The sequence below is a fragment of the Janthinobacterium paucivorans genome, from assembly GCF_051380805.1.
Lineage (GTDB): Bacteria > Pseudomonadota > Gammaproteobacteria > Burkholderiales > Burkholderiaceae_D > Janthinobacterium > Janthinobacterium lividum_D.
Map to the genome: position 1 here is coordinate 1 of NZ_JBNYXR010000002.1, position 22,904 is coordinate 22,904.

The following is a 22,904-nucleotide window of genomic DNA, read 5'->3' on the forward strand; positions in this document are numbered from 1 at the left end:
TTTCAACATCGCCCAGGACAATCAAGGTCACGGCAAACCAACGCCTACAAGCCCCATAAATACATGGCCTACAAGGTTGCTTGATGGCAGCCTGTTGCTTAACTTGGGTGGATTGGGTCGGACCCTCAGGGTCCGACCCCTGTCCTGGTTCTTGGGCTAAAAATAGCATCACTAACACACTAACTGAACGCCATTACGGTCATAGGGCGGTCATATAGCGCTGCTATGATGCTGTTGTTGGCATACGGCATGTGTTGCGCAAATCACTACGCTCCGGGAGCGATAGGATGCAGGCATGACTCAACAGCTTAGCCGGTGAGCTCAAGCATCGGCACCAGATACGTGAAACTTGTTTTACAGCAATGATCGCAGGGCGTGGCAGGGGAAAAGCAGCAATCGTGCAGCAATCGTGCAGGGATTTAATGAAGTTCTAAGCCTGTTACAGGCAAGGGCTGGCATAGTGGAGTCATGGCGCACGGAAACCCCGGGCCCAGGGTTGCCGGACACCTCAATGACCGGCACGATTTCCGCTTTTGCTGTCGCTTTTTATGCTTCCCCAGTTTATCCCTGCGCTCTGAAACAGCGTTTCAACCGGCTACCGCACTGTGCGAAGCCGGTTTTTTTTGTCTGCTTTTTCTTCTTGCCGGCGCCGTCGCGCCGGCAATTGTACTCAGCCCGCCTGCTTCGCCAGCCATGCATCGATGGCCGGCAGCCGTTCGGCACGCAGTTTGATGCGGTACTTGATGCCAGCGACGGAGCTGTCGGCGTCGCCGCGCGCACCGGCCGGCAGGTGCGCTTGCGCGTACGCTTCGAGCTTGGCGATCATGTCCGGCTGCGCCGAAGCGGCGGCCAGGCGCGGGACGTAGCGGCTGCGCGAGCTGGCGTCGATGCGCGCATAGACTTGTTCCAGGTGCGCCAGCGCGAAGTCGAATGCCAGCTCAGGATGCGTGCGCGAAACGCGCGAGATCATGGCTGCGCTGTTGGTCACGCCCGGCTCTTCCGTCAGCGCCAGCGTTAGCGCCCGTTGTGCCAGAGCGGCATCATCGCTGGCGGCCAGCAAGTCGTACAACTGGTTCTTCACTAGCGGCGTTTTTTCCTGCTGTGCCTTGGCGTGCAGCTGTTCCCAGGTGGCCGCATCGGCATGCTGCGCCACCACGCCCAGGATGCTGCTGCGCAGGGCTGCGGGCATGGCGGCGGGATCGTGCAGGCTGGCTGCGTAGCGGCGGCGCGCCTCTTGCAGTACGCCCGGCTCACCCATGTCGCCGAGGATGGAAATGAGGCGTCCGCGCAGGGTCGCCACGCTGGACGCTTCGCCCGCGCGCGCTTCCCAGCCCGTCTGCGTCATCATCGGTGTCAAACGCGTCATGGCAAAGCGGCCGAACGCCTTCTGGCGCGCTTTGCTGTCCACGCTGTCACCCGCATATTGTTCATATAGACTGTTGAGCGAGGCGGCCACCCGGCCCAGCACCTGCGGATCGGCCGACAGGGGCGTCGCTTTCAGCAGTTCCAGGAAACCGGCCGGGTCTTGCAAGCCCGCCATGCTCAGCGACTGGCTATCGGCCAGCAAACCCAGTTGATCGATCGGCGCCAGGCGCGTAAAGCTGCCTGCCAGAGCGCGCGCGCCGGCGGGCGCGTAGACGGTGCGGTAGTAGCCGCTCTGGCCCACGTTCACCAGCAGGGCGCCGCAACCGGGCACGTTCAAAATCGCCTTGCCATCCTTGACCAGTACGCGCGCCGGCTTGCCGTTGCCGACCGTCGAGGCGATCACCGGCACTTTCCACGACAGCGGTTTCTTGTCCGGCTGGTCCTTGGAAAATTCGCTCTGCGTCAGGGTCACGCGCGTGCTGCCCTTGCTGCACACGGCGTCGCTCACTGTAATCATCGGCACGCCCGGTTGCAAGGTGAAATCGTGGGCGATGGCGCTGACAGGCTTGCCGGCGGCAGCATCGACTTCGCGCCACAAGTCGTCCGACACCGTATTGCCATAGGCATGCTTGCGCATGTAGTTGCGTACGGCCGTGCGCCAGGTGTCGGCGCCGACGTACGCTTCGAGCATGCGGATCACCGCTTCGCCCTTTTGATAGGTGATGCCGTCGAAGGCCTGGCTGGCTTGCTCCACGGTGGCGATGCGCTGCACCACTGGATGCGTAGTGCGCAGCGCGTCCTGGCTCATCGCAGACTCACGCCCGCCGACGTTGGACAGGGCCGTGTTCCACTCCGGGTGCAGACGCTCGGTGGTGCGGCTTTCCATCCACGACGCAAACCCTTCGTTGAGCCACAGGTCATCCCACCAGCGCATGGTGACCAAATCACCGAACCACTGGTGCGCCATTTCATGCGATAGCGTGGTGTAGATGTTTTCCTTGTCGGTCTGGGTCGAGATGGTCGGATCGAGCAGCAGGGCGTATTCGAAGGTGAAGACGGCGCCCCAGTTTTCCATGGCGCCGAAGAACTGGCTGCGGCCCGGCGCGGCGATGTTGTCGAGCTTGGGCAGCGGGTAGCGCACGCCGAAATAATCATTGTATTCGCGCAGCAGGGCGCTTGACTCGTCGAGTGCGTAGCGGCTTTGCGCCAGCGCGCCTTTCTTGGTGATGACGCCTACTTCCGTGCCGTCGGCCATCTTTGTTGCCCGCTCGAAGTCGCCCAGGCCGAAAAACAGCAGATACGTCGACATGCGCGGCGTGGTGGCGAAGCGCACGTGCTTCATGCCATTACCCAGTTCTTCGCTGCTGGCAATGGGCATGTTGCCGACTGCCATCTGCTTGCTTGGCACGATCACGTCCAGCGCGAACGTCGCCTTGTAGTCCGGTTCATCCCAAGACGGCAGCATGCTGCGTGCATCCGAATTTTCGAACTGCGTGTACAGCGCGCGCTGGCGCCCCTGCGGTGTGTCGTAGTCGAGCGAGAACAGGCCCGTGGCCTGCGTGCCGATCTTGCCACTGTAGTCGATGCGCAACTGGTACTCACCCTTGGCCAGCGGCTGGTCAAAGTGCAGCGTCGCCGTCTGCTTGTCGGCATCGAACTCGATCTGGCGCGTCACCTGCTTGCTGCCGCCAGCGCCTTCGATGGCGGCGCTGGCAAACGCCAGGTTCAAGGCATTCAAGGTGATGCTGGTCGTTGGCGTGTCGACGGCTACCTTGATGGCGGCTGCGCCCTTGAAGGTGGCGGCGGCAGCGTCTGGCGTGATCGACAGCATATAGTGCAAAGGCGTGACGCCGCGTGGCAGCTGCGTCGTGGTGGCGTTGGCATGGCTGGCCGAGGCGTACTTGACGCCAGGGGCGGCGTGGCCCGGCTTGAAGGCGGTGATGGCAGTCAGTGCCAGGACAGCTGCGGCCAGTTGGCTGCGGCGGAAACGCGGTGTTGGTATGCGATGCATGGTATGCCCTTGGTGCATGAGTAAAATGCCCGTCAGCCGGGTAGGCCGCGAGCGTCGATGGCGGTAGCGGGACATCGCTGGAACTGAACGCCAGCGCTCCCGTAGGCAATCTAAGGCGAAACGGATGCAAAGTCAACGCACCAGTGCCGCCGCTGGTATGATGGGTAGCGGGGCGCGCTGCCACAGGCGAGTGCCGCACCCGATTGTCCACCACCACCACCACAACCAGACGAGATCAAGCGCATGAAACTGTATATCAGCCCCCGCACGCCCAATCCACGCCGCGTCACGATGTTTATCGCCGAGAAAGGCATCACCGGCATCGAGGAAGTGGCGCTTGACCTGATGGCGGGCCAGCAACGTGACCCTGCCTTCCTGGCGAAAAACCCGCTGGGCCGCGTGCCCGTGCTGGAACTGGCGGACGGGCGCGTGTTGACCGAGGCGCGCGCCATCTGCACCTACCTGGAAGGCTTGCAGCCGCAGCCGAACTTGATGGGCGAGGGTTTCGAGGAGCGCGCCTTCATCGAAATGGCCGACCGCCGCGTGGAGCTGAACTTGCTCAGTGCCGCTGCCAACTGGGCGCGCCACGGCCATCCGGCCCTGGTGGCGATGGAAAACCCGCAGTTGCCCGATTTCGCTGCGGCGCAGGCGGGCAAGCTGCGCGAGACCGCGCAATGGCTGGACCAGTTGCTGGCCAAGCAGCCCTACATCGCTGGCGACCGGTATACGATTGCCGACATCACGGCCTTTTGCACGCTGGAATTTGTGCGCGGCCTGATGAAGTACCGTCCGGGCGCAGAGGGATTGGAGCACCTGCAGGCTTACCGCGACCGCATCGCCGCGCGCCCCAGTGCGCAGTCGAAATAAGCAATGTCTGCGGCCCGCGTCGACAATGTTGTCGGCTTACGCCCGTTGGGCTAAGCCGACCTACGCCGACCTACGCCTACCGACAGCCCGGTAGGTCGGATTACCGGAACGCGTAATCCGACACCACAACATTACTTCAGCTGCTCTAGCAGGAAGGTATAGGTCAGCGCCCACATCAGCGCCTGCTGGTCGTTGTTGGCGGCGCCCGCATGGCCGCCTTCCGTGTTTTCCCAGTACAGCACGTCGTGGCCTTGCTCTTCCATCTTGGCCACCATCTTGCGCGCATGGCCAGGGTGGACGCGGTCGTCGCGCGTCGAGGTCGTAAACAGCACGCGCGGATACTTTTTATCCTTGAAGACGTTCTGGTACGGCGAGTACTTGCTGATGTAAGCCCATTGTTCCGGCACGTCCGGATCGCCGTACTCTCCCATCCACGAGGCGCCCGCCAACAGCTTGTTATAGCGGCGCATGTCGAGTAGCGGTACCTGGCTGACGACGGCGTTGAATAAATCGGGACGCTGTACCAGCACGGCGCCCGTCAGCAGGCCGCCATTGCTGCCGCCCATGATGCCCAGGTGGCGCGCGCTGGTGATCTTGCGCTTGATCAGATCTTGCGCCACCGAGATGAAATCGTCATACGCGCGCTGGCGGTTTTCCTTCAGCGCCGCCTGGTGCCAGCGGGGGCCGAATTCGCCGCCGCCGCGGATATTGGCCAGCACGTAGACGCCGCCCTTTTCCAGCCACGCCACGCCGGTGGTGCCGCTGTAGCTTGGTTTCAGCGATACTTCAAAGCCGCCATAGCCATACAGCACGGTAGGGTTGCGGCCATCGAATTTCGTCTGCTTGCCCATGATGGCGAAATACGGCACCTTGGTGCCATCCTTCGATGTCGATTCGAACTGCTCCACCTTGTACGGCGCGCCGTCGTAGTAGGCGGGCAGCGATTTGATTTTTGTGCGGTTGTCGCTACCCGACGTGGCCAGGTGCAGGGTGGTGGGGTTGAGGAAGTCGGTCACCGTCAGGAAGTACTGGTCCGAGTCGACCGGATCGAGCGCACTGACGGCCAGGGTGCCCAGTTTCGGCGCATCGACGGCGCGGCGCTGCCACTTGCCGTTCACATGGCGCAGCTCCGTCAGGCGGTTCTTGACCTTGTCCAGGGTCGTCACGAGGATGGCTGATTTCGTTGGCGTGACATGGTCCAGCGAAGACGTGGCGGTCGGTGCGTACAGCACTTCCATCTCTTGCTTGCCCAGCATGAAGGCCTTGAAATCGGTCGCCAGCAAGGAGCCTTGCACATAGGTCTTGCCGTTCACTTTCCAGTCCGAGCGCAAGGTGATGATCAATTGGTCGCGCACGGTCGATGCCGTGGCGTCGTCCGGTTTCGGCACTTTCTTCAAGTCGGCGCCGTCGCGCAGGAACATTTCGCCGCTGTAGAAATCGATTTGTCGCTCGATGAACTGGTGTTCGTGGCCGGGCGTGAAGTCTTTGTAGGCGCCCGCGCTCAGGTCGTCGGCCTTGGCTTCGTATAATGTTTTCGCCTGCGCCAGCGGCGTGCCGCGCTGCCATTCTTTGATGATGCGCGGGTAGCCCGAGCTGGTCATCGTGCCGGGGCCAAAATCGGTGGACACGAAGATGGTATCGTGGTCGATCCAGCTGGCGCTGCCTTTTGCTTCGGGCAGGCTAAAGCCGTCCTCGACAAAGGCGCGTTTGGCGACGTCGTATTCGCGCACCACCTGGGCGTCGCCGCCGCCGCGCGACAGGGAAATGAGGCAGCGCTCGGCTTTCGGATACAGGCAGGAGGCGCCGGCCCAGACCCAGTTTTCATGCTCGGTGGCGGCCAGCTGGTCGAGGTCGATCACGGTTTCCCAGGCCGGTTCCGCCAGTTGGTACTGCGCCAGCGTGGTGCGACGCCAGATGCCGCGCACATGCTGGGCATCGCGCCAGAAATTATAGTAAAAAGCGCCTTCCTTGCTGACGTAGGCAATGCGCTCCTTCGAATTGAGGATGGTTTTCAGACGCGCCTGCAGGGCCGGGAAGCCTGGACGGGCTTGCAATTGTTGGGTGGTGACAGCGTTGCGCTGTTGGACCCAGGCCAGCGGCTTGTCGCCGAGGACTTCTTCCAGCCACAAATGGGGGTCGGCCGGAGCCGTGGGCGCGGGTGCTTGCGCGTGGGCGATGCCCGCTGTAGCCAGGCCGAGCAGCACGCTGCCGGCGAAAGTGCGATAAAAAGACATGGACGGTTCCTTGGCGGTGTTCGGTTGCGCCGTCTTGCTCTCAAGACGGCGCAGCTATGTTGCCATGGATTAATGCGGGGAACCAGCCTCCAACGGTGGCACGCCAAGAAACAGCATGCTTTTCTAATATTATTTCCTAAAATTGCATGGCGCCGTAGAATCTGCGGCGCCGTCACGCTCAGACATTGCTTACGGCAGCTGCATCACCCACACGGGTGCCGACCAGGCGAGCTTGCCATCGTCCTGCGTTAAGCGCGCGTAATAGAAATGCGGGCCGGGCGCCGGTGTGACGGTGATGCTGGCCTGGCTCGACACTGGGGTGACGGAACCGTTGCCGCCCGGCACACCGTGGAAAATGGCGACGGCCGCCGCTTGCCGCCCGGCGCTGTTGCTGAAATGGGTGGCCAGGTGCAAGGGGCCGTGATTATCGAAACGCTCGCCCATCAGCCGGCCATTGGCCGTAAATAGCAGTTGCGCATGTTTGTCCATGGTGGCAAACACCCGTCTCGCGCGCAGCGCCGCAAGGAAACTGTCGCGTGTCACGGGCGTGCCGGCGGCCGCACTGGCTACCAGCACAGCCGTGCGGTTGCCGTAGGCGGCGCCCCAGTTGGCGCAGTGGTTATCCTGGTTGCTGCTGAAGGCCACATGGTAGCCGGCGGCCAGGGCGCGGTTGCAGCCTGCCTCGTAGTTGCTGCGCCGCGTCTCCGTTTCCTCGTCGTTGCTGGAAAAGGCGGAGCTGTTCATCACCTCGCACAGCACCATGGCCACATCGCCGTCCGGTGTGTAGCCCAGCGGCTGGCCGTTGACGAGAAACTGGCCCGTTTGCGCGGGGTGGTTGAACTGGCCAAGCCAGCCCCGTTCGCGCATCAGCGCGTACAGGCCCGCGTAATCGCCCTTCGGCGTTTCCACGTCAGCCAGTAATTCACCGCTGGCATTTCTTTCCCAGCCCAGCAACTGTTCGCTATTGAGGATATTCACATGACCACCCTGGTTGATGACGCCCCATTCCATGCCGTACAGAGCCAGGAAGCCGGGGTGGGCGTTTGTATAGGCGGCCGCTTCGGCCAGGCCCGTCTGATATAGGGCTTTTGCTTCGGCAGGCTTGGCGCGTGCATTCGTTCCATCGGAGCCGTCGTACATATGGTTGTGCTCGGATGTCAGCAGTGCATCCAGGCCGTGTTTATGCGCATAGGCATAGGCATCGGTGGGGCCGTAGGGCGCCGTTTGTGGTTTTTGCGCGCCATGGCAGGCGTCGAGCGCTGCGCCGCCGTCGCTGTGGCGCGTCTGGCTGTGCAAGTTGGCGTAGGCGATGCGATAGACGATCTGGCCATCCAGGCTGGGCAGTTGTTGCAGGCCGGCCTGAAAGGCCGGTACGCGCGCTGCCTTACCTCGCCCGCGCTGCACCTGGATGTGCCATTGTTGTTCCACTTGCGCTTGCTGCGGCGTACCGGCAGCCGCTACGGCCAGCAGGCGCAGCGCGTACAAGCCGTCCGGCACCAGCACGCGCCGTGCGCGGGTATTGGCGTTGGCGTTGGCGTCGGCGCGGCCATCCCAGAGTACGGTGACGCTCTGGCTGTCGGCGCCCACCTGCTGCGTGCCCGACCAGCGTCGCAGCACGGCCCCTTGCGGGCTGGCGCCGGACAGTGTCAGCGTCCAGCGCACTGCATGGCTGCGCCCCCCGTCGGGATAGGCGAGGCGGATAAGAAATGTACGTGCCTGCGTGGCGCTTTCTATGCGCGTGGCGCGGAACGGCGCGACGACGGTGGCGTCGAGTTCGCTGTGTTCCTTAGGCTCTTGCGCTGCTGGCGTGTTGCTCCACGTAATGAACAACACGCCAGCGCAAGCGCCAGCCAGCCATGGCACCCACGGTGGGCGCCAGCGTCGTAGTGTCTTGACCATCGTTGCCTCGCGCGATAGCTGCAGATGGTAGTGAGACACACTGCGCCGCGTGCAAGTTCCCGCGTGCGCCGGCATTGGCGCCCTGGCAGCGTGATGTGCCATGATCTGGCGCAAAGCTGTTGTTCTTATTCTAGCGTTAGGGCGGCGATAGCGTGGCGCTGCTCGTTTCCGGCAGCACGATGATGACGGGTATGTTCAGCCGGCGTCCCGCGTAGGCCACGGCGATGCCGGCATTGCCGCCAGAAGCAGAGATGAACCGGCTGGCACCACGTTGCGCGTATTGTTCGCAGGCGAGACCGATGCCGCGAATCGTGAAGGTGCCGGGCGGCTGCAAGGCTTCAAGCTTGAGCCAGATGTCGCGTTCGCTGTACAGGCTTAGGGCGCGTGAGTTGAGCGCCGGGGGTGCGATGTGCAAGGCCATTGTGTGCCTGGTGGACGCTCACGCCAGCAGCACAGCTGAAGTGCGCGTGCCTGCGTCTCACCGTTGCCGCAAGCCGTTTTAATTTAACGGCACGCTTTTGAGCTGATGCGTGCGCGCCACTTCCTTCATCGCCTCGAGCAGGGCATCGCGCAGCTGGCGCGGCAGCTTGCCGAAGAATTCTTCGTCATTCTGGTCCGCCATCCCGGCCAGCACGGGCACCAGCGCTTCGCCTTCCGTGGTCAGTTCGATCGAGTGCTGGCGGCGGTCGGCCAGCAGGATCGACTTGCTGACCATGCCCTTGCTTTCCAGGCGGTCGATCAGCTTCGACACGGCGCCCTTGCTCATGCCGGACACTTGCGCCAGCACCGTGGGCGAGGTGCAGCCCAGGCGGAACATTTCGCGCAGTACCACCCATTCGGACAGCGTCACGCCGTTGGCTTCGGCTTTTTTCTGGAAGCCGTGGGAAACATGGTTGGACACGAAACGTAGCCAGTAGCCGAGATGGGCTTCGAGCTCGCTGACGGGAGCGCTGTTGGAATGGGTGGCTTGCGGCGTGGCGGCCGTTTCAAAATTATGGCTCATTTATCTTCCTTCACTGGGCGGCGTTACCGGCATGGTCAAGGCCTTCACGCTTGCCGTCGAGTGGTTTGTTGGGGAATAATCATGCTGCTTGAGGCAGTTCTAACACTGTTTTCACAGGAAATCACTGGCCGGCAAAGAGTTTTTCCTTTTTCCTTGCTCTGGATACATAAAAAGCAATATCAAGTGAATAATCGTATTGCTGGAGTGGAAGATAAAAAAAATAACTCATGTTGCATCAATGGTAACAGCTTTTTTTCAACTTGATAAATATTTCATATCATTCGCTGTGCTTGCCCATCGCTGCCGTATTGCCCACGCGACAGTGCCAAGGGTGGCTGCAGACCTGCCAGCCGCTCAGGCCACCACCACCTTCACGCCTGCCTCGCGCAGGACTGCGGTAAAGCGGGCCGGCGGCGACGCGTCCGTAAACAAGAGATCGATTTGTGCCAGGTCGGCCAGCCGCACCAGCGCCTTGCGGCCGAATTTATGCTGGTCGGCCACCAGCCATACTTCGCGCGACTGCTCGATGATGGCTTGCGCCACCTTCACTTCGCGTGCATCGAAGTCGCGCAGGCTGCCGTCTTCGTCGATGCTGGAAATGCCGATGATGCCGATGTCGACCTTGAATTGACGGATGAAGTCGATAGTGGCCTCGCCCACGATGCCCCGGTCGCGCCCGCGCACCACGCCACCAGCGACGATGACTTCGCAGGCAGCGTTGTCGGCCAGGATGGCCGCTACGTTGAGGTTGTTCGTCACCACGTGCAAGCCGCTGTGCTCTCCCAGCGCGCGCGCCACTTCCTCGGTGGTGGTGCCGATATTGATCAGAAGCGAACAGCCATGCGGTACTTGCGCGGCGACGGCGGCGGCGATGCGCCGTTTGGCGTCGCTATTGAAGACCTGGCGCTGGCTGTAATCGATGTTTTCCACGGAGGAGGGCAAGCCCACGCCGCCGTGATAGCGCGCCAGCAGACGCGCTTCTTCCATTTGCTTGACGTCGCGCCGCACGGTTTGCGGCGTGACACCGAGTTGCTGGGCCAACTCCTCGACTGACATGGTGAGTTTCTGGCGCACCACTTCAAGCAAGCGGCGCTGGCGGGGATTCAAAATCATGGGCGTATCTCTTTAAAATTCCACAAACGAAGAAAATCGAACAAATGCGGGTAAAAATATGTTGCTATGAGTTCGATTTATGGCGTAATCTTAACCATATTGCATTCGTATGACATCCGTATTGATCTTAACCACAGTCGTCGGGTGTGCCTAGTCTTTCTTGATCGCCTGTCCTTGATAATGATGGAGTTCCGATGGCCTTAGTACAGCAGGGAATCGACGCAGTGCTCGAATCTGCGATGGAATGCGACCTGCTGGTGGTGGGCGGCGGCATCAATGGCGCGGGCATCGCGCGCGACGCGGCCGGTCGGGGCTTGTCGGTGGTGCTGTGCGAAAAAGATGACCTGGCCGCGCACACCTCGTCGGCTTCCACCAAGCTGATACACGGTGGCCTGCGCTACCTCGAATATTATGAGTTCGGCCTCGTGCGCAAGGCGCTGATCGAGCGCGAAGTGCTGCTGCGCTCGGCGCCGCACATCATGTGGCCGTTGCGTTTCGTCATGCCACATGCGAAGGGCCAGCGCCCAGCCTGGCTGATACGCGCCGGCCTGTTTCTCTACGACATGCTGGCGAAGCGCGAAATCTTGCCAGCCTCCAGCGGCATCGACCTTCGGCGCCACGCGGCAGGAAAACCTTTAAAGCCGGAGTTCAAGCGCGGCTTCGTGTATTCCGATGGCTGGGTCGATGATGCGCGCCTGGTAGTGCTCAATGCCATCGACGCGGCCGACAGGGGCGCGCATGTGCTGACGCAGACGCGCTGCACGGCGCTGGTGCGCGACACTGCGGGTAACAACGATGCTTGGCTGGCGACCCTGCAGAAGAGCGACGGCAGCGTACTGTCGGTGCGCGCGCGCAGCGTCGTCAATGCGGCGGGACCGTGGACGGCCGAATTCATGCAACAGGCGGCGCCCGGCCGGCAAGGCCAGAATTTGCGCCTGATCAAGGGTAGCCATATCGTCGTCAAACGCCTGTTCGCGCATGACCACGCCTATATTTTTCAGCATCCGGACGGGCGCATCGTGTTTGCCATCCCTTACGAGGATGATTTCACCTTGATCGGCACCACCGACCTTGATTATCACGGCGACAGTGGCAAGGTGGAAATCGATGACGAGGAAATTCGTTACTTGTGTGAACTTTCAAGTTATTATTTCAGTAAGCCCATTGTGCCTGCCGATGTAGTCTGGACGTATGCTGGCCTGCGCCCGCTGGTGGAAGACGCGGCGGCCGATGCCAAGTCCGTCACGCGCGATTACCGTTTCGAGCTGGACCAGGACGGCGCGCCGATGCTGAGTGTTTTTGGCGGCAAGATCACCACCTTCCGCAAGCTGGCCGAGGAGGCCCTCGATTTGCTGGAACCCATGTTGGTACCCGAGCCAGGCCAGAGGCGGCGGGCCTGGACGGAACACGCCTGCCTGCCTGGCGGCGACGTGTTCGGCAGCACGCCGCAGAACAAGTCAGTGCGTGAGTTCGGCCAGTTCGTGCAAGGCTTGCAGCACGCCTACGCATGGCTGCCGGCGGCGTTGGTGGCGCGCTATGCGCGCGCCTACGGCACGCGCATCCATATGCTGCTCGATGGGCGCAAGGACGTGGCAGCCATGGGCGAGGAAATTGCCGCCGGCCTGTACGCGGCGGAAGTCGATTATTTGCGGCGCCACGAATGGGCCGTCAGCGCGGCCGACATCCTGTGGCGGCGCTCCAAGCTGGGCCTGCACTTGCCGCGCGAAACGGCGGTCAGTCTCGACGCCTGGTTGTTGCAACACCCGTTGCTGCAGCATCCGTCGGTGCAGTAAGAAGGACAGGCAGGCGACCGCGCCCCGCAGAGGGTGCGGCGAAGAATAAGAAACCATCACTGGAGGAGAAGCGCGTGCAATTGGTACTGGACAAGATCAGCAGGAAGCAGGGTGCTGATGACTTTTTATATCCGATGTCGCTGGCCTTGGTGCCGGGCGCCATCAACGTCTTGCTGGGCACCACGCGTGCCGGCAAGACGACCTTGATGCGCGTGATGGCGGGCCTGGACAAGCCCAGCGGGGGCACGGTCACCGCCGATGGCGTCGATGTGACGGGCGTGCCCGTCAGCCGCCGCAACCTGGCCATGGTATACCAGCAATTCATCAACTATCCGGCCTTCACCGTGTACGACAATATCGCCTCGCCTTTGCGCTTGCGCAAGGTGCCCGAGGACGAGATACGCGCGAAAGTGCTGGCGCTGGCCGAGCGCCTGCACATCACGCCGTATTTGCAGCGCACGCCAGGGGAATTGTCGGGCGGCCAGCAGCAGCGCACGGCGCTCGGGCGAGCCCTGATCAAGGATGCCTCGCTGTTGCTGCTCGACGAGCCGTTGGTCAACCTCGATTACAAACTGCGCGAAGAATTACGCCGCGAACTGACGGAACTGTTTTCCAGCGGCAGCACGACGGTCGTGTACGCCACCACGGAACCGCTGGAAGCGCTGCAACTGGGCGGCCACGTGGCCGTGCTGCACGAGGGGCGCTTGCTGCAGCAAGGGCCGACCCTGGACGTCTTCAATGCCCCCAATTCCATCGCCGTGGCGCGCACTTTCAGCGACCCGCCGATCAACCTGATCCCCGCGCGCGTGGATGCGGCCGGCGTGGCGCAGGCCGCCGATGGCTTGGCGATTCACTTGAGCGGCGCGCAGCGCGCCTGCCTCGGTAACAGCTGCGACGTGATCCTTGGCGTGCGCGCACACAGCCTGCATTTGTCGCCCCAGTCCGACGCCGACGTGGCCATCGCGGCGCAGGTGGACCTGGCGGAAATCAGCGGCTCGGAAACCTATGTGCATGCGCGCCGCGGCGAACTGGCCCTGGTGGCGCAGTTGGGCGGCGTGCACAATCTGGAGATCGGCAGCGCTTGCACCGTGTATTGCCAGCCGCATGCTTTGCTGATCTTCGCCAGCGATGGCGGCTTGCTGTTTGCTCCGGGCGCCGTCGCTCCGGGAGCCGTCGCTCCGGGCGCCGCTGCGTCGTTACAGGCAGGAGCTTGATATGGCGCGTATCGAACTGATCGACCTGGCGCATGCCTACAAACCGAACCCGACGGCACCGGCCGACTATGCGCTGCGGCCCATGAGCATGACCTGGCATGACGGCGGCGCCTACGCCTTGCTGGGGCCGTCGGGCTGCGGCAAGACGACCTTGCTCAATATTATCTCCGGCCTGGTGAAGCCATCGCACGGCAAGGTGTTGTTCGACGGCAAGGATGTGACGCAACTGCCCACCGAAGCGCGCAATATTGCGCAAGTGTTCCAGTTTCCCGTCATCTACGACACCATGACCGTGCATGACAACCTGGCGTTTCCGCTGCGCAATCGCGGCTGGAAAGAGAGCGAGGTCAAAAAGCGCGTGCAACAGGTGGCGCAGATGCTGGAATTGACGAGTGACTTGAAAATGCGTGCCAGCGGCTTGTCCGTCGACGCCAAGCAAAAGATTTCGCTGGGACGCGGCCTCGTGCGTCCCGACGTGGCGGCCGTGCTGTTCGACGAACCGCTGACGGTGATCGACCCGCACTTAAAATGGCTGTTGCGTCGGAAATTGAAGGAAATCCACCACGAATTGAAGCTGTCCTTGATTTACGTCACGCACGACCAGGTGGAAGCGTTGACCTTTGCCGACCAGGTGGTCGTCATGACCCAGGGCGAAGTGGTACAGACGGGCAGCGCGCAAGCCTTGTTCGAAGAGCCGGAGCACACGTTTGTCGGCTATTTCATCGGCAACCCGGGCATGAACTTGCTCGATTGCACGCTGGACGATGGCGTGGCGCGGGTAGCAGGGCAGCCGCTGGCGCTGTCCGCTGCGGCGCGCGCGGCCTTGTCTGGCGCGCAAGGCAACATCACGCTGGGCGTGCGGCCCGAATTCGTCGAATGCCTGCGCCAGGGCGAGGCCAGCGAGGGGGGCGGCGATACGCTCGCTGCCAGCGTCATTGCGGTGCGCAACATGGGTACGCATTTCCTGGCCCAATTCCAGCTGGGCAGCGCCACGGTGGCGGCCAAGCTGCGCGCCATCGATGTCCAGCCTGGCGAAGCTGTGCGGCTGCGTTTCCCCGTGCAACGCACTTTGTTCTACGTCAACGATAAGCGGGTGGCATGATGATACATAACGGTAAAACCGATAACAACCGCCGCGCCTGGCTATTGATCCTGCCCGTACTGCTGTGCGTGGCTTTTTCCGCCATCCTGCCGCTGATGACGGTAGTGAATTATTCCGTGCAGGATATCCTGAGCCCCACGCAAAAGGTATTTGTGGGTACCGAATGGTTCCGCATGGTCATGCTCGACGGCGACTTGCACAGCGCCTTGCTGCGCCAACTGCTGTTTTCCGGCTGCGTGCTGGCGATCCAGATTCCGCTGGGCATTTTGATCGCCCTGTGCATGCCGGCCGATGGCTGGAAGGCGTCGCTGGCGCTGGTGCTGATCGCGCTGCCCTTGCTGATTCCCTGGAACGTGGTGGGCACCATCTGGCAAATCTTTGGCCGCGGCGACATCGGCCTGATGGGCTACAGCCTGAATCAATTGGGCTTGAACTACAATTACAGCGGCAACTCGCTCGATGCCTGGCTGACGGTGATGGTGATGGATATCTGGCATTGGACGCCCCTGGTAGCGCTGCTGTGCTATGCCGGTTTGCGTGCCATTCCCGACGCGTATTATCAGGCGGCGCGCATCGACGGCGCTTCCGGCCTGGCCGTGTTCCGCTACATCCAGCTACCGAAACTGCGCAATGTGCTGATGATCGCCGTGTTGCTGCGCTTCATGGATAGTTTCATGATCTACACGGAACCGTTTGTGCTGACCGGTGGTGGCCCCGGCAATGCCACCACCTTTTTGTCGCAATACCTGACGCAAAAAGCCGTCGGTCAGTTCGACCTGGGACCGGCCTCGGCATTCTCACTGATCTATTTCCTCATCATCCTGCTGTTCTGCTTTGTGCTCTACACGTGGATGCAGCGCGTCGGTACGGGAGACCAGAAATGATGCACCAGAAAATACGCAGTGCCATGCTCGTCACTTTTTTGCTGGCGTCCCTGTTGCCCATCTACTGGATGCTCAATATGTCGCTCAAGACCAACGAGGAAATCGTTGGCGTCCTGAGCCTGTGGCCGCAGCAACTGACGTTCGCCAATTACCATACGATCTTCACGGACCGCTCCTGGTACAGCGGCTACATCAATTCCATGCTGTACGTGGCGTTGAACATGGTGCTGTCGGTGACGGTGGCCTTGCCGGCCGCGTATGCCTTCTCGCGCTACAACTTTGTGGGCGACAAGCATTTGTTCTTTTGGCTGCTGACTAACCGCATGACGCCGCCCGCGGTCTTCCTCGTGCCGTTTTTCCAGCTGTATTCGACCGTTGGCCTGATGGATACGCATTTGGCTGTGGCGCTGGCGCACATGGTGTTCAACGTGCCGCTGGCGGTGTGGATACTGGAAGGCTTCATGTCCGGCGTGCCGAAGGAAATCGACGAGACCGCGTATATCGACGGCTACAGCTTCCCCCGCTTCTTCATCCGCATCTTCTTGCCGATGATTAAGTCGGGCGTGGGCGTGACGGCTTTCTTCTGCTTCATGTTCAGCTGGGTGGAACTGTTATTGGCGCGTACCTTGACGTCCGTCAATGCCAAGCCGATTGCCGCCACCATGACGCGCACCGTCTCGGCCGCCGGCATGGATTGGGGCGTGCTGGCAGCTGCCGGCGTGCTCACCATCGTGCCTGGCGCGCTGGTGATCTGGTTCGTGCGCCATTACATAGCCAAGGGTTTTGCGATGGGAAGGGTCTGACATGGAAAATACTATCGATAGCACAGCGAGCAACGTCGGCCTGTTCGACTGGATGGCTTGGACGCCGGAAGTGGCCATTTTCTTCATTTGTATCGGTTTGATGCTTGCCGGCATGACGCTGTGGCAAATCCGTTCACCGAGCATCGCACGCAAGGGCTTCTTGCCGATGCCGACCACGCGCGGTGATCGCCTCTTCATCGGCTTGCTCACGGCGGCGTACGTCAACCTGGCCTGGGCCGGATTGACGGAAATGCAGCAGGCCGTCGGGGCTGCCATCAGTTTTGTCTTGTTGTTGATTGTCATGCGTTGGGGATAGCCGGCTTGCCGGTGTTGAATGTTGATCGTAATGCGGTGGGGATAGCCGGCTTGCCGGTGGTGATGGATGCCGGTTGCCAGCAGGCTGCCGGTAAAAACTATAAAAGGAGATACACGATGAAATTGAAGTTCACGATCTTCGCGGCTGCGGCCATGCTGGTGTCGAATGCGGCGCTGGCAGATGCCAAACAGGCGCAAGTCTGGATCGACAAGGAATTCCAGCCATCGAGCTTGAGCAAGCAGCAACAGCTTGCGGAAATGAAATGGTTTATCGATGCGGCGGCCAAGCTGAAAGCCAAGGGCATCAAGGAAATTTCTGTGGTTTCGGAAACCATCGATACCCACGTCTACGAATCGAAGACCCTGACCAAGGCGTTCGAGGAAATCACCGGCATCAAGGTACGCCATGACATCATCCAGGAAGGCGATGTGGTGGAAAAGCTGCAAACGTCCATGCAATCGGGCAAGAGTATTTATGATGGCTGGATTTCCGATTCCGACCTGATCGGCACGCATTATCGCTATGGCGCCGTCGAGCCCCTGTCCGACTATATGGCCGCCAAGGGCAAGGAATTTACCAATCCCGGCCTGGACTTGAAGGATTTCATCGGCATCAGCTTCACCACGGCGCCCGATGGCAAGGTGTACCAACTGCCCGACCAGCAATTCGCCAACCTGTACTGGTTCCGCGCCGACTGGTTCGCACGCAAGGATTTGCAAGCCAAGTTCAAGGCCAAGTATGGCTACGAATTGGGCGTGCCGCAAAACTGGTCCGCCTACGAAGACATCGCCGACTTCTTCACCAATGACGTGAAGGAACTCGATGGCAAGAAGGTCTATGGCCACATGGATTATGGCAAGAAAGATCCATCGTTGGGCTGGCGCTTCACCGATGCCTGGCTGTCGATGGCTGGCGCAGCCGACAAGGGCATTCCTAACGGCATGCCTGTCGACGAGTGGGGCATCAAAGTGGCAGCCGACAAGTGCACGCCCGTGGGCGCATCGATGTCGCGCGGCGGCGCCACCAATTCGCCGGCGGCTGTCTTTGCGTTGACGAAATATATCGACTGGATGAAGAAGTACGCGCCACCGCAGGCGAACAGCATGAATTTCTCGGAAGCGGGGCCGGTACCGGCGCAGGGCGAAATTGCCCAGCAAATTTTTTGGTACACGGCATTTACGGCCGGCATGACGAAACCGGGCTTGCCAGTGGTCAACAAGGATGGCACGCCGAAATGGCGCATGGCACCGTCGCCGCACGGTCCGTACTGGAAAGAGGGCATGCAGAACGGCTACCAGGACGTCGGTTCCTGGTTCTTGTTCAAGTCCACGCCCGATGATCGCAAGGCCGCCGCCTGGCTGTACGCGCAATTCGTTACCTCGAAAACCGTGTCGCTGAAGAAATCTATTGTCGGCCTGACCTTCATACGCGATTCCGACATCCGTCATGATTATTTCACGCAGCACGCCAACGAATACGGCGGCTTGATCGAGTTTTACCGCAGTCCAGCCCGCGTAGCGTGGACGCCGACAGGCAACAACGTACCCGACTATCCGAAGCTGGCGCAACTGTGGTGGAAAAACGTGGCCACGGCCATCACGGCGGAAAAAACGCCGCAAGCTGCGATGGATAACCTGGCCGAGGAAATGGACCAGGTCATGGCGCGCTTGCAGCGGGCCGGCATGAAGGCATGTGCGCCCAAGCTCAATGCCAAAGGCGACCCGAACCAGTATCTGTCGGATCAGCATGCCCCATGGAAAAAGCTGGCGAATGAAAAGCCGAAGGGTGAAACGATTGCCTACGATAAACTGTTGCAGGCATGGAAAGAAGGCAAGGCAAAGTAAGGTAGCCGTGTAGTTTTCTGCCGCCGCTTTCCCGGGGCACGGGCCTATGCCCGTGCCCTTTTTACTGATAGACGTAGTAGCGACCATGACCAAATACATACTTGCTTTAGACCAGGGCACCACCAGTTCGCGCGCCATCCTGTTCGACCATGCGGGCCGGCCGCACGCCAGCGCGCAGCGCGAATTTCGCCAGATTTTCCCCCAGCCGGGCTGGGTCGAGCATGACGCGGGCGAGATCTGGGCCTCGCAAGAGGGCGTGCTGCAGCAGGTGCTGCGCGACAGTGGCGTGGCCGCCTGCGACGTGGCCGCCATTGGCGTGACCAACCAGCGTGAAACGACGGTACTGTGGGACCGCGCCACGGGCGAGCCTGTCGCCAACGCCATCGTCTGGCAAGACCGCAGGAATGCCGCCTACTGCGAGCAACTGGTCGAGCAGGGCCAGGCCGACTTAATCCAGAGCAAGACCGGCCTGGTGCTGGACGCCTATTTTTCCGCCACCAAGTTGAAATGGCTGCTCGATAACGTGCCGGGCGCCCGCGCGCGCGCCGAGCGCGGCGAACTGGCTTTCGGCACGGTCGACAGCTGGCTGATCTACAAAATGAGCGGCGCCCATTTGACGGACACCAGCAACGCAGCGCGCACCATGCTGTTCAACATCCACACTCTGCAGTGGGACACGGCTTTGCTGGCGCTGCTCGATATTCCTGCCTCGTTGCTGCCCGAGGTCGTGCCATCGAGTGGCGTGGCCGCGCACACGCACGCGTCATTGCTGGGCGTGTCCGTGCCGATCGCCGGCATCGCGGGCGACCAGCAGGCTGCCACGTTCGGCCAGGCCTGTTTGCAACCGGGCATGGCGAAAAATACCTACGGCACCGGCTGCTTCATGCTGATGAATGTGGGCAAGCGCCCCTTGCCATCGAAAAACCGCTTGTTGACGACGGTGGGCTGGAGCCTGGGCCCGGATGCGAATCAAACCGATTACTTGCTGGAAGGCAGCGCCTTTATCGCTGGCGCTGCCGTGCAATGGATGCGCGACGGCATCGGCATCATTCGCGACTCGTCCGAAGTGGAAGCGCTGGCCACCAGCGTGCCCGATTCGGGCGGCCTGGTCTTCGTGCCTGCGTTCGCCGGTCTTGGCGCACCGTACTGGGACCCGTATGCGCGCGGCACCCTGATCGGCATCACGCGCGGCACGGGCAAGGCGCACATCGCGCGCGCGGCGCTCGAAGGCGTGGCTTACCAGAACGTCGACGTCTTGTCCGCCATGCAGGACGACGCCGGCATCGCGCTATCGGAATTGCGCGTCGATGGCGGCGCGGCCCGCAACGACATGCTGATGCAATTCCAGGCCGACATCCTGAACGTGCCCGTGGTGCGTCCCGTGGTGACGGAAACGACGGCCCTGGGCGCCGCTTACTTGGCGGGCCTGGCCGTGGGTTTCTGGGAGTCGCTGGAAGAAATCGCCGCCCAATGGCAGGTGGGGCGCCGCTTCGAGCCGGCCATGGCGGCCGACGAGCGCCTGACGCGGCTGCACAAATGGCAACGCGCCGTGGAGCGCTCGCGCGACTGGAGCGAGTGAGCCGGGCAATAACGCGCGATCAGGGCCGCGCCAAGTACACGGCGTAGCCCAGTGTTTCGCGCGGCACCGAATACAGGTCGCGCAGTTCAAAATAGGGCGCGTGCACGTTGCCGCTGACGGCTATGCCGGTGCGTGCCAAAGCCAGGCGCAAGCGGGGCACATGAAAGTATTGCGTAGCCACCATGGCGCTCTTCCAGCCACGCGCGCGCATCAGCGCCGCTGCATTGCGGGCCGTGGCCTCCGTGGTCCAGCCTTGATGATCCTCGAAGATGGCGCTGGCCGGCACGCCGCGCGACTGCAGATAGCGGGCCATCGACGCGGCTTCGTCGAAGCCTTCCTTGCCGGTGGCGCCGCTGACGAGGATGCGCGGCACCCGTCCAGCCTGGAGCTGCGCCAGGGCCGCATCGAGCCGCGCCTGCAGGCGCGGGCTGGGCGTGCCATTGGGCAATATCGTATTGCCCGGCACGACGATGACGTCGGCCGGCGCCAGCCTGTCATTGAGTCCCGCCAGCACCAGCGCTGTCGTGGCCAGCAGAAAAATACCCGCAGAGATTAAGCCCAACAGTGTTATTTTTCGCATCGTTGATGATCGAGTGGGCAATGGCTGCATGATACGCGCCCATTGCTGAGCGCGTCAGCTCGCCCGTGCTGTGCGTGCGCGCTGGTTCGACAGATAAATATTGTCCTTTTCCAATGGCTTGCCTTCGCGCACGGCAGCGAGCCAGTCCTGGGTGCTGACGACGGCGGCGAAATTGGAGTGAAACACGGTGCTGAAGACGCGGTGGATTTCCTCGGCGCTGGCCGTGCCGCCCGCATTTGCGTAGGGCACGGCGCCGCTGGCGTCTTGCAGCAATTCGACCTGCAAGCCTTCGTGCGCGGCCTGGTAAATGCTGGCGGCGTCGCAGTTGTGCGTCATGTAGCCGCTCACCGTCAAGGTGTCGATGTCGTGGCTGTCCAGCCAGGCGCGCAAGTTGGTACCCGCAAAGGCACTGCTCATGGTCTTGTTGATGCGGTGCTCGGCGGGAAAGGCGGCCACTAGCGGATGCAACTGCCAGCCCTCGCTGCCCTTGGCGAAGACGGGCGAATTTTCCGGCGCATCGTGCTGGACGACGATAACGGGCACGCCGGCGGCGCGGGCGCCAGCCATGGCGGTGACGATATTGGGCAGCGAGATGTCGACCGATGGATATTCGATGAGCATGTTGCCCGTAAAGTATTCGTTTTGGACATCGATGACGAGCAGGGCGCGGCGTGGGGTGGTGGACATGTGTACTCCTGAGTGGGTGAAAGAGGAAACAGCTCCTCGACAAGGCCATTGTCAGGCCGCATGATTACAATAAAAAGTGGCCCGAAGGCCGCTCTGCGATAAAATCGGGCCATGCCTACTATTTCTCCATCTTCCTCTCCCTTGAGCGTGGCCGTGATCGCCTTCGACGGCATGACGCCATTTCATTTATCCGTGCCTTGCCTCGTGTTTGGCGCCCAGCCGGGCGAAGCCGATCTGCCGCGGTTCCTGGTGCGCGTGTGCGCCGCCGATGCCGCGCCCTTGCGCACGGCAGCCGGCTTTTGCATCACGCCCGAGTTCGGGCTGGAGGGATTGCAGGGGGCCGATATCGTCATCATGCCGGCCTGGCACGACGATTGCCGCGATGCCGCACCGTCCCTGGTCGCGGCGCTGCAGGCGGCCAGTGGGCGCGGCGCGCGCATGGTGGGCCTGTGCCTGGGCGCGTTTCCGCTGGCGCAGGCGGGCTTGTTGGATGGCAAGAGCGCGGCCACGCACTGGGGCATGGCGCAGAGGCTGGCGGCCCGCTACCCCAAGGTCAGGGTGGACCGGGAAGTGCTGTACGTGGATGATGGCGCGGTGCTGACGTCGGCGGGCGTGGCCGCTGGCCTCGACTGCTGTTTGTACCTGCTGCGCCAACTGGCGGGCGCCGAGGTGGCCAACCGCGTGGCGCGTCGCTTGCTGGTGGCGCCGCACCGGCAGGGCGGACAGGCGCAATTCATCGAGCGCCCGCTGCCCGTGTCCGGCAGCGAAGGTCGCTTTGCCGAGGTGCTCGCTAGCGTGAGCGCCAGTCTAGGCCAGGCGCACAGCATCGATGCGCTGGCTGAACGGGCCGCCATGAGCCGACGCAATTTTACGCGCCACTTCCGCCAGGCGACGGGCACGTCTTTCAAGCAATGGCTGCTAAACCAGCGTCTGGCGCATGCGCAAGGCATGCTGGAAAAAAGTGCGGCCTCGATCGAGGTCGTGGCGCAACAGGCCGGCTTTGGCACCGCCCTCTCGCTGCGCCAGCATTTCCGCGCCAGCTTGCAGACGTCGCCGTCGGCCTACCGCAAGCTGTTCCGGCAGCAAGGCCAAGGCGTCCGTGTAGGCGCGTAGTCGTGCCGCTGGTCCCTGGACTGTCGAGAGGCGGGCGCGTCCCCATGGCTTGCTTGGGAGGCTGATTGATGTGGCTGATTGGCGTTGCTTACTTGCACGACTTATTTGCACGACTTATTTGCGCGGCTCGTGTATGCGAAATTTCCTGACGATGCCTGCCTGGTCGAACACGACAGCGACTTCGCGCGTGCCTTTTTCGCCCAGCAGGGGAATTAGCCGCGTCACGCCCGGCGTTTGCAGCTGGTTTTTGTAGACCCACACTTCATAGCCTGGGTCGAAGCTGACGACGGTGGCGTTGCCCAGCGCCGCGTCGAGGTCGAGGCGGGTGGTCTTGCCCACCGTGATGTTCTGATAAATGGCGCCGTTGGCCGGCGCGCGGTTGACCTTGTATTCACTGGCGGTGCACATGGCCACGGCCAGGCCCGCGAGGCAGGAAGCTGCCAGTTTTATCAAAGTGTTCATACGGACTCCCAGTGTGCATCACTGCTTCCAATCAA

19 protein-coding genes are annotated in these 22,904 nt (G+C 61.9%); 10 read left to right on the plus strand and 9 right to left on the minus strand.

What is annotated here, in order from left to right:
- Positions 1-670: 670 nt before the first annotated feature.
- A complete protein-coding gene (locus ACQ4V8_RS03065; protein ID WP_436570870.1) occupies positions 671-3,376 on the minus strand; it encodes a M1 family metallopeptidase in 2,706 nt (901 codons plus the stop codon).
- Positions 3,377-3,619: 243 nt separating this feature from the next.
- Here ACQ4V8_RS03065 and ACQ4V8_RS03070 point away from each other — a divergent pair, with 243 nt between their 5' ends.
- Complete coding sequence (locus tag ACQ4V8_RS03070; RefSeq protein ID WP_010399364.1) at positions 3,620-4,243, plus strand: glutathione S-transferase family protein; 624 nt, start codon at positions 3,620-3,622, stop codon at positions 4,241-4,243.
- A 131-nt stretch (positions 4,244-4,374) separates the two neighbouring features.
- Here the strand turns inward: ACQ4V8_RS03070 and ACQ4V8_RS03075 are convergent, their stop codons facing one another.
- From ACQ4V8_RS03075 to ACQ4V8_RS03095, 5 genes are all read right to left on the minus strand, one after another.
- Entirely contained in the window at positions 4,375-6,477 is a 2,103-nt protein-coding gene (locus tag ACQ4V8_RS03075) for a prolyl oligopeptidase family serine peptidase (protein ID WP_043462165.1), read from the minus strand.
- Between the two features lie 189 nt (positions 6,478-6,666).
- The gene (locus tag ACQ4V8_RS03080; RefSeq protein ID WP_436570871.1) at positions 6,667-8,376 is read right to left on the minus strand and encodes a CehA/McbA family metallohydrolase; all 1,710 of its coding nucleotides are present in this window, start codon (positions 8,374-8,376) and stop codon (positions 6,667-6,669) included.
- A gap of 136 nt (positions 8,377-8,512) precedes the next feature.
- Positions 8,513-8,797 carry a pyridoxal-phosphate dependent enzyme gene (locus tag ACQ4V8_RS03085; RefSeq protein ID WP_436570872.1) on the minus strand — a complete coding sequence of 95 codons (285 nt, stop codon included), beginning with the start codon at positions 8,795-8,797 and terminating at the stop codon, positions 8,513-8,515.
- A 78-nt stretch (positions 8,798-8,875) separates the two neighbouring features.
- On the minus strand, positions 8,876-9,379 hold the full coding sequence (locus tag ACQ4V8_RS03090; RefSeq protein WP_196855574.1) for a MarR family winged helix-turn-helix transcriptional regulator: 504 nt from the start codon (positions 9,377-9,379) through the stop codon (positions 8,876-8,878).
- Between the two features lie 354 nt (positions 9,380-9,733).
- A complete protein-coding gene (locus tag ACQ4V8_RS03095) occupies positions 9,734-10,492 on the minus strand; it encodes a DeoR/GlpR family DNA-binding transcription regulator (protein ID WP_010399350.1) in 759 nt (252 codons plus the stop codon).
- A gap of 194 nt (positions 10,493-10,686) precedes the next feature.
- Between ACQ4V8_RS03095 and glpD the strand changes: the two genes are divergently transcribed.
- From glpD to glpK, 8 genes are all read left to right on the plus strand, one after another.
- Positions 10,687-12,285: a glycerol-3-phosphate dehydrogenase gene (glpD, locus tag ACQ4V8_RS03100; protein ID WP_261981011.1), complete on the plus strand. Its 1,599-nt coding sequence runs from the start codon at positions 10,687-10,689 to the stop codon at positions 12,283-12,285.
- A gap of 74 nt (positions 12,286-12,359) precedes the next feature.
- Positions 12,360-13,499, plus strand: a complete 1,140-nt coding sequence (locus ACQ4V8_RS03105) for an ABC transporter ATP-binding protein (protein ID WP_436570873.1) — start codon at positions 12,360-12,362, stop codon at positions 13,497-13,499.
- 1 nt (position 13,500) lies between these two features.
- Positions 13,501-14,601 (plus strand): ABC transporter ATP-binding protein, encoded by a 1,101-nt coding sequence (locus ACQ4V8_RS03110; protein WP_010399344.1) that lies wholly within the window; start codon positions 13,501-13,503, stop codon positions 14,599-14,601.
- Positions 14,598-15,485, plus strand: coding sequence for a carbohydrate ABC transporter permease (locus ACQ4V8_RS03115; protein ID WP_010399342.1), 888 nt, complete (start codon positions 14,598-14,600; stop codon positions 15,483-15,485). The genes ACQ4V8_RS03110 and ACQ4V8_RS03115 overlap by 4 nt, the downstream gene beginning before the upstream one ends.
- Entirely contained in the window at positions 15,485-16,288 is an 804-nt protein-coding gene (locus tag ACQ4V8_RS03120; protein WP_010399340.1) for a carbohydrate ABC transporter permease, read from the plus strand. The genes ACQ4V8_RS03115 and ACQ4V8_RS03120 overlap by 1 nt, the downstream gene beginning before the upstream one ends.
- A 1-nt stretch (position 16,289) precedes the next feature.
- Positions 16,290-16,604, plus strand: a complete 315-nt coding sequence (locus ACQ4V8_RS03125; protein ID WP_010399336.1) for a DUF2160 domain-containing protein — start codon at positions 16,290-16,292, stop codon at positions 16,602-16,604.
- 116 nt (positions 16,605-16,720) lie between these two features.
- On the plus strand, positions 16,721-18,448 hold the full coding sequence (locus ACQ4V8_RS03130) for an ABC transporter substrate-binding protein (RefSeq protein ID WP_010399333.1): 1,728 nt from the start codon (positions 16,721-16,723) through the stop codon (positions 18,446-18,448).
- Between the two features lie 85 nt (positions 18,449-18,533).
- Positions 18,534-20,027, plus strand: a complete 1,494-nt coding sequence (gene glpK, locus ACQ4V8_RS03135; RefSeq protein ID WP_196855577.1) for a glycerol kinase GlpK — start codon at positions 18,534-18,536, stop codon at positions 20,025-20,027.
- 19 nt (positions 20,028-20,046) lie between these two features.
- On the opposite strand, the gene ACQ4V8_RS03140 is transcribed toward glpK, so the two are convergent.
- On the minus strand, positions 20,047-20,589 hold the full coding sequence (locus tag ACQ4V8_RS03140; protein ID WP_010399329.1) for a YdcF family protein: 543 nt from the start codon (positions 20,587-20,589) through the stop codon (positions 20,047-20,049).
- 72 nt (positions 20,590-20,661) lie between these two features.
- Positions 20,662-21,294, minus strand: a complete 633-nt coding sequence (locus tag ACQ4V8_RS03145) for a cysteine hydrolase family protein (RefSeq protein ID WP_436570874.1) — start codon at positions 21,292-21,294, stop codon at positions 20,662-20,664.
- A gap of 141 nt (positions 21,295-21,435) precedes the next feature.
- Between ACQ4V8_RS03145 and ACQ4V8_RS03150 the strand changes: the two genes are divergently transcribed.
- On the plus strand, positions 21,436-22,407 hold the full coding sequence (locus ACQ4V8_RS03150; RefSeq protein WP_436570987.1) for a GlxA family transcriptional regulator: 972 nt from the start codon (positions 21,436-21,438) through the stop codon (positions 22,405-22,407).
- 114 nt (positions 22,408-22,521) lie between these two features.
- Here ACQ4V8_RS03150 and ACQ4V8_RS03155 read toward each other — a convergent pair whose 3' ends face one another.
- Positions 22,522-22,869 (minus strand): hypothetical protein, encoded by a 348-nt coding sequence (locus ACQ4V8_RS03155; protein WP_010399325.1) that lies wholly within the window; start codon positions 22,867-22,869, stop codon positions 22,522-22,524.
- Positions 22,870-22,904: the final 35 nt, after the last annotated feature.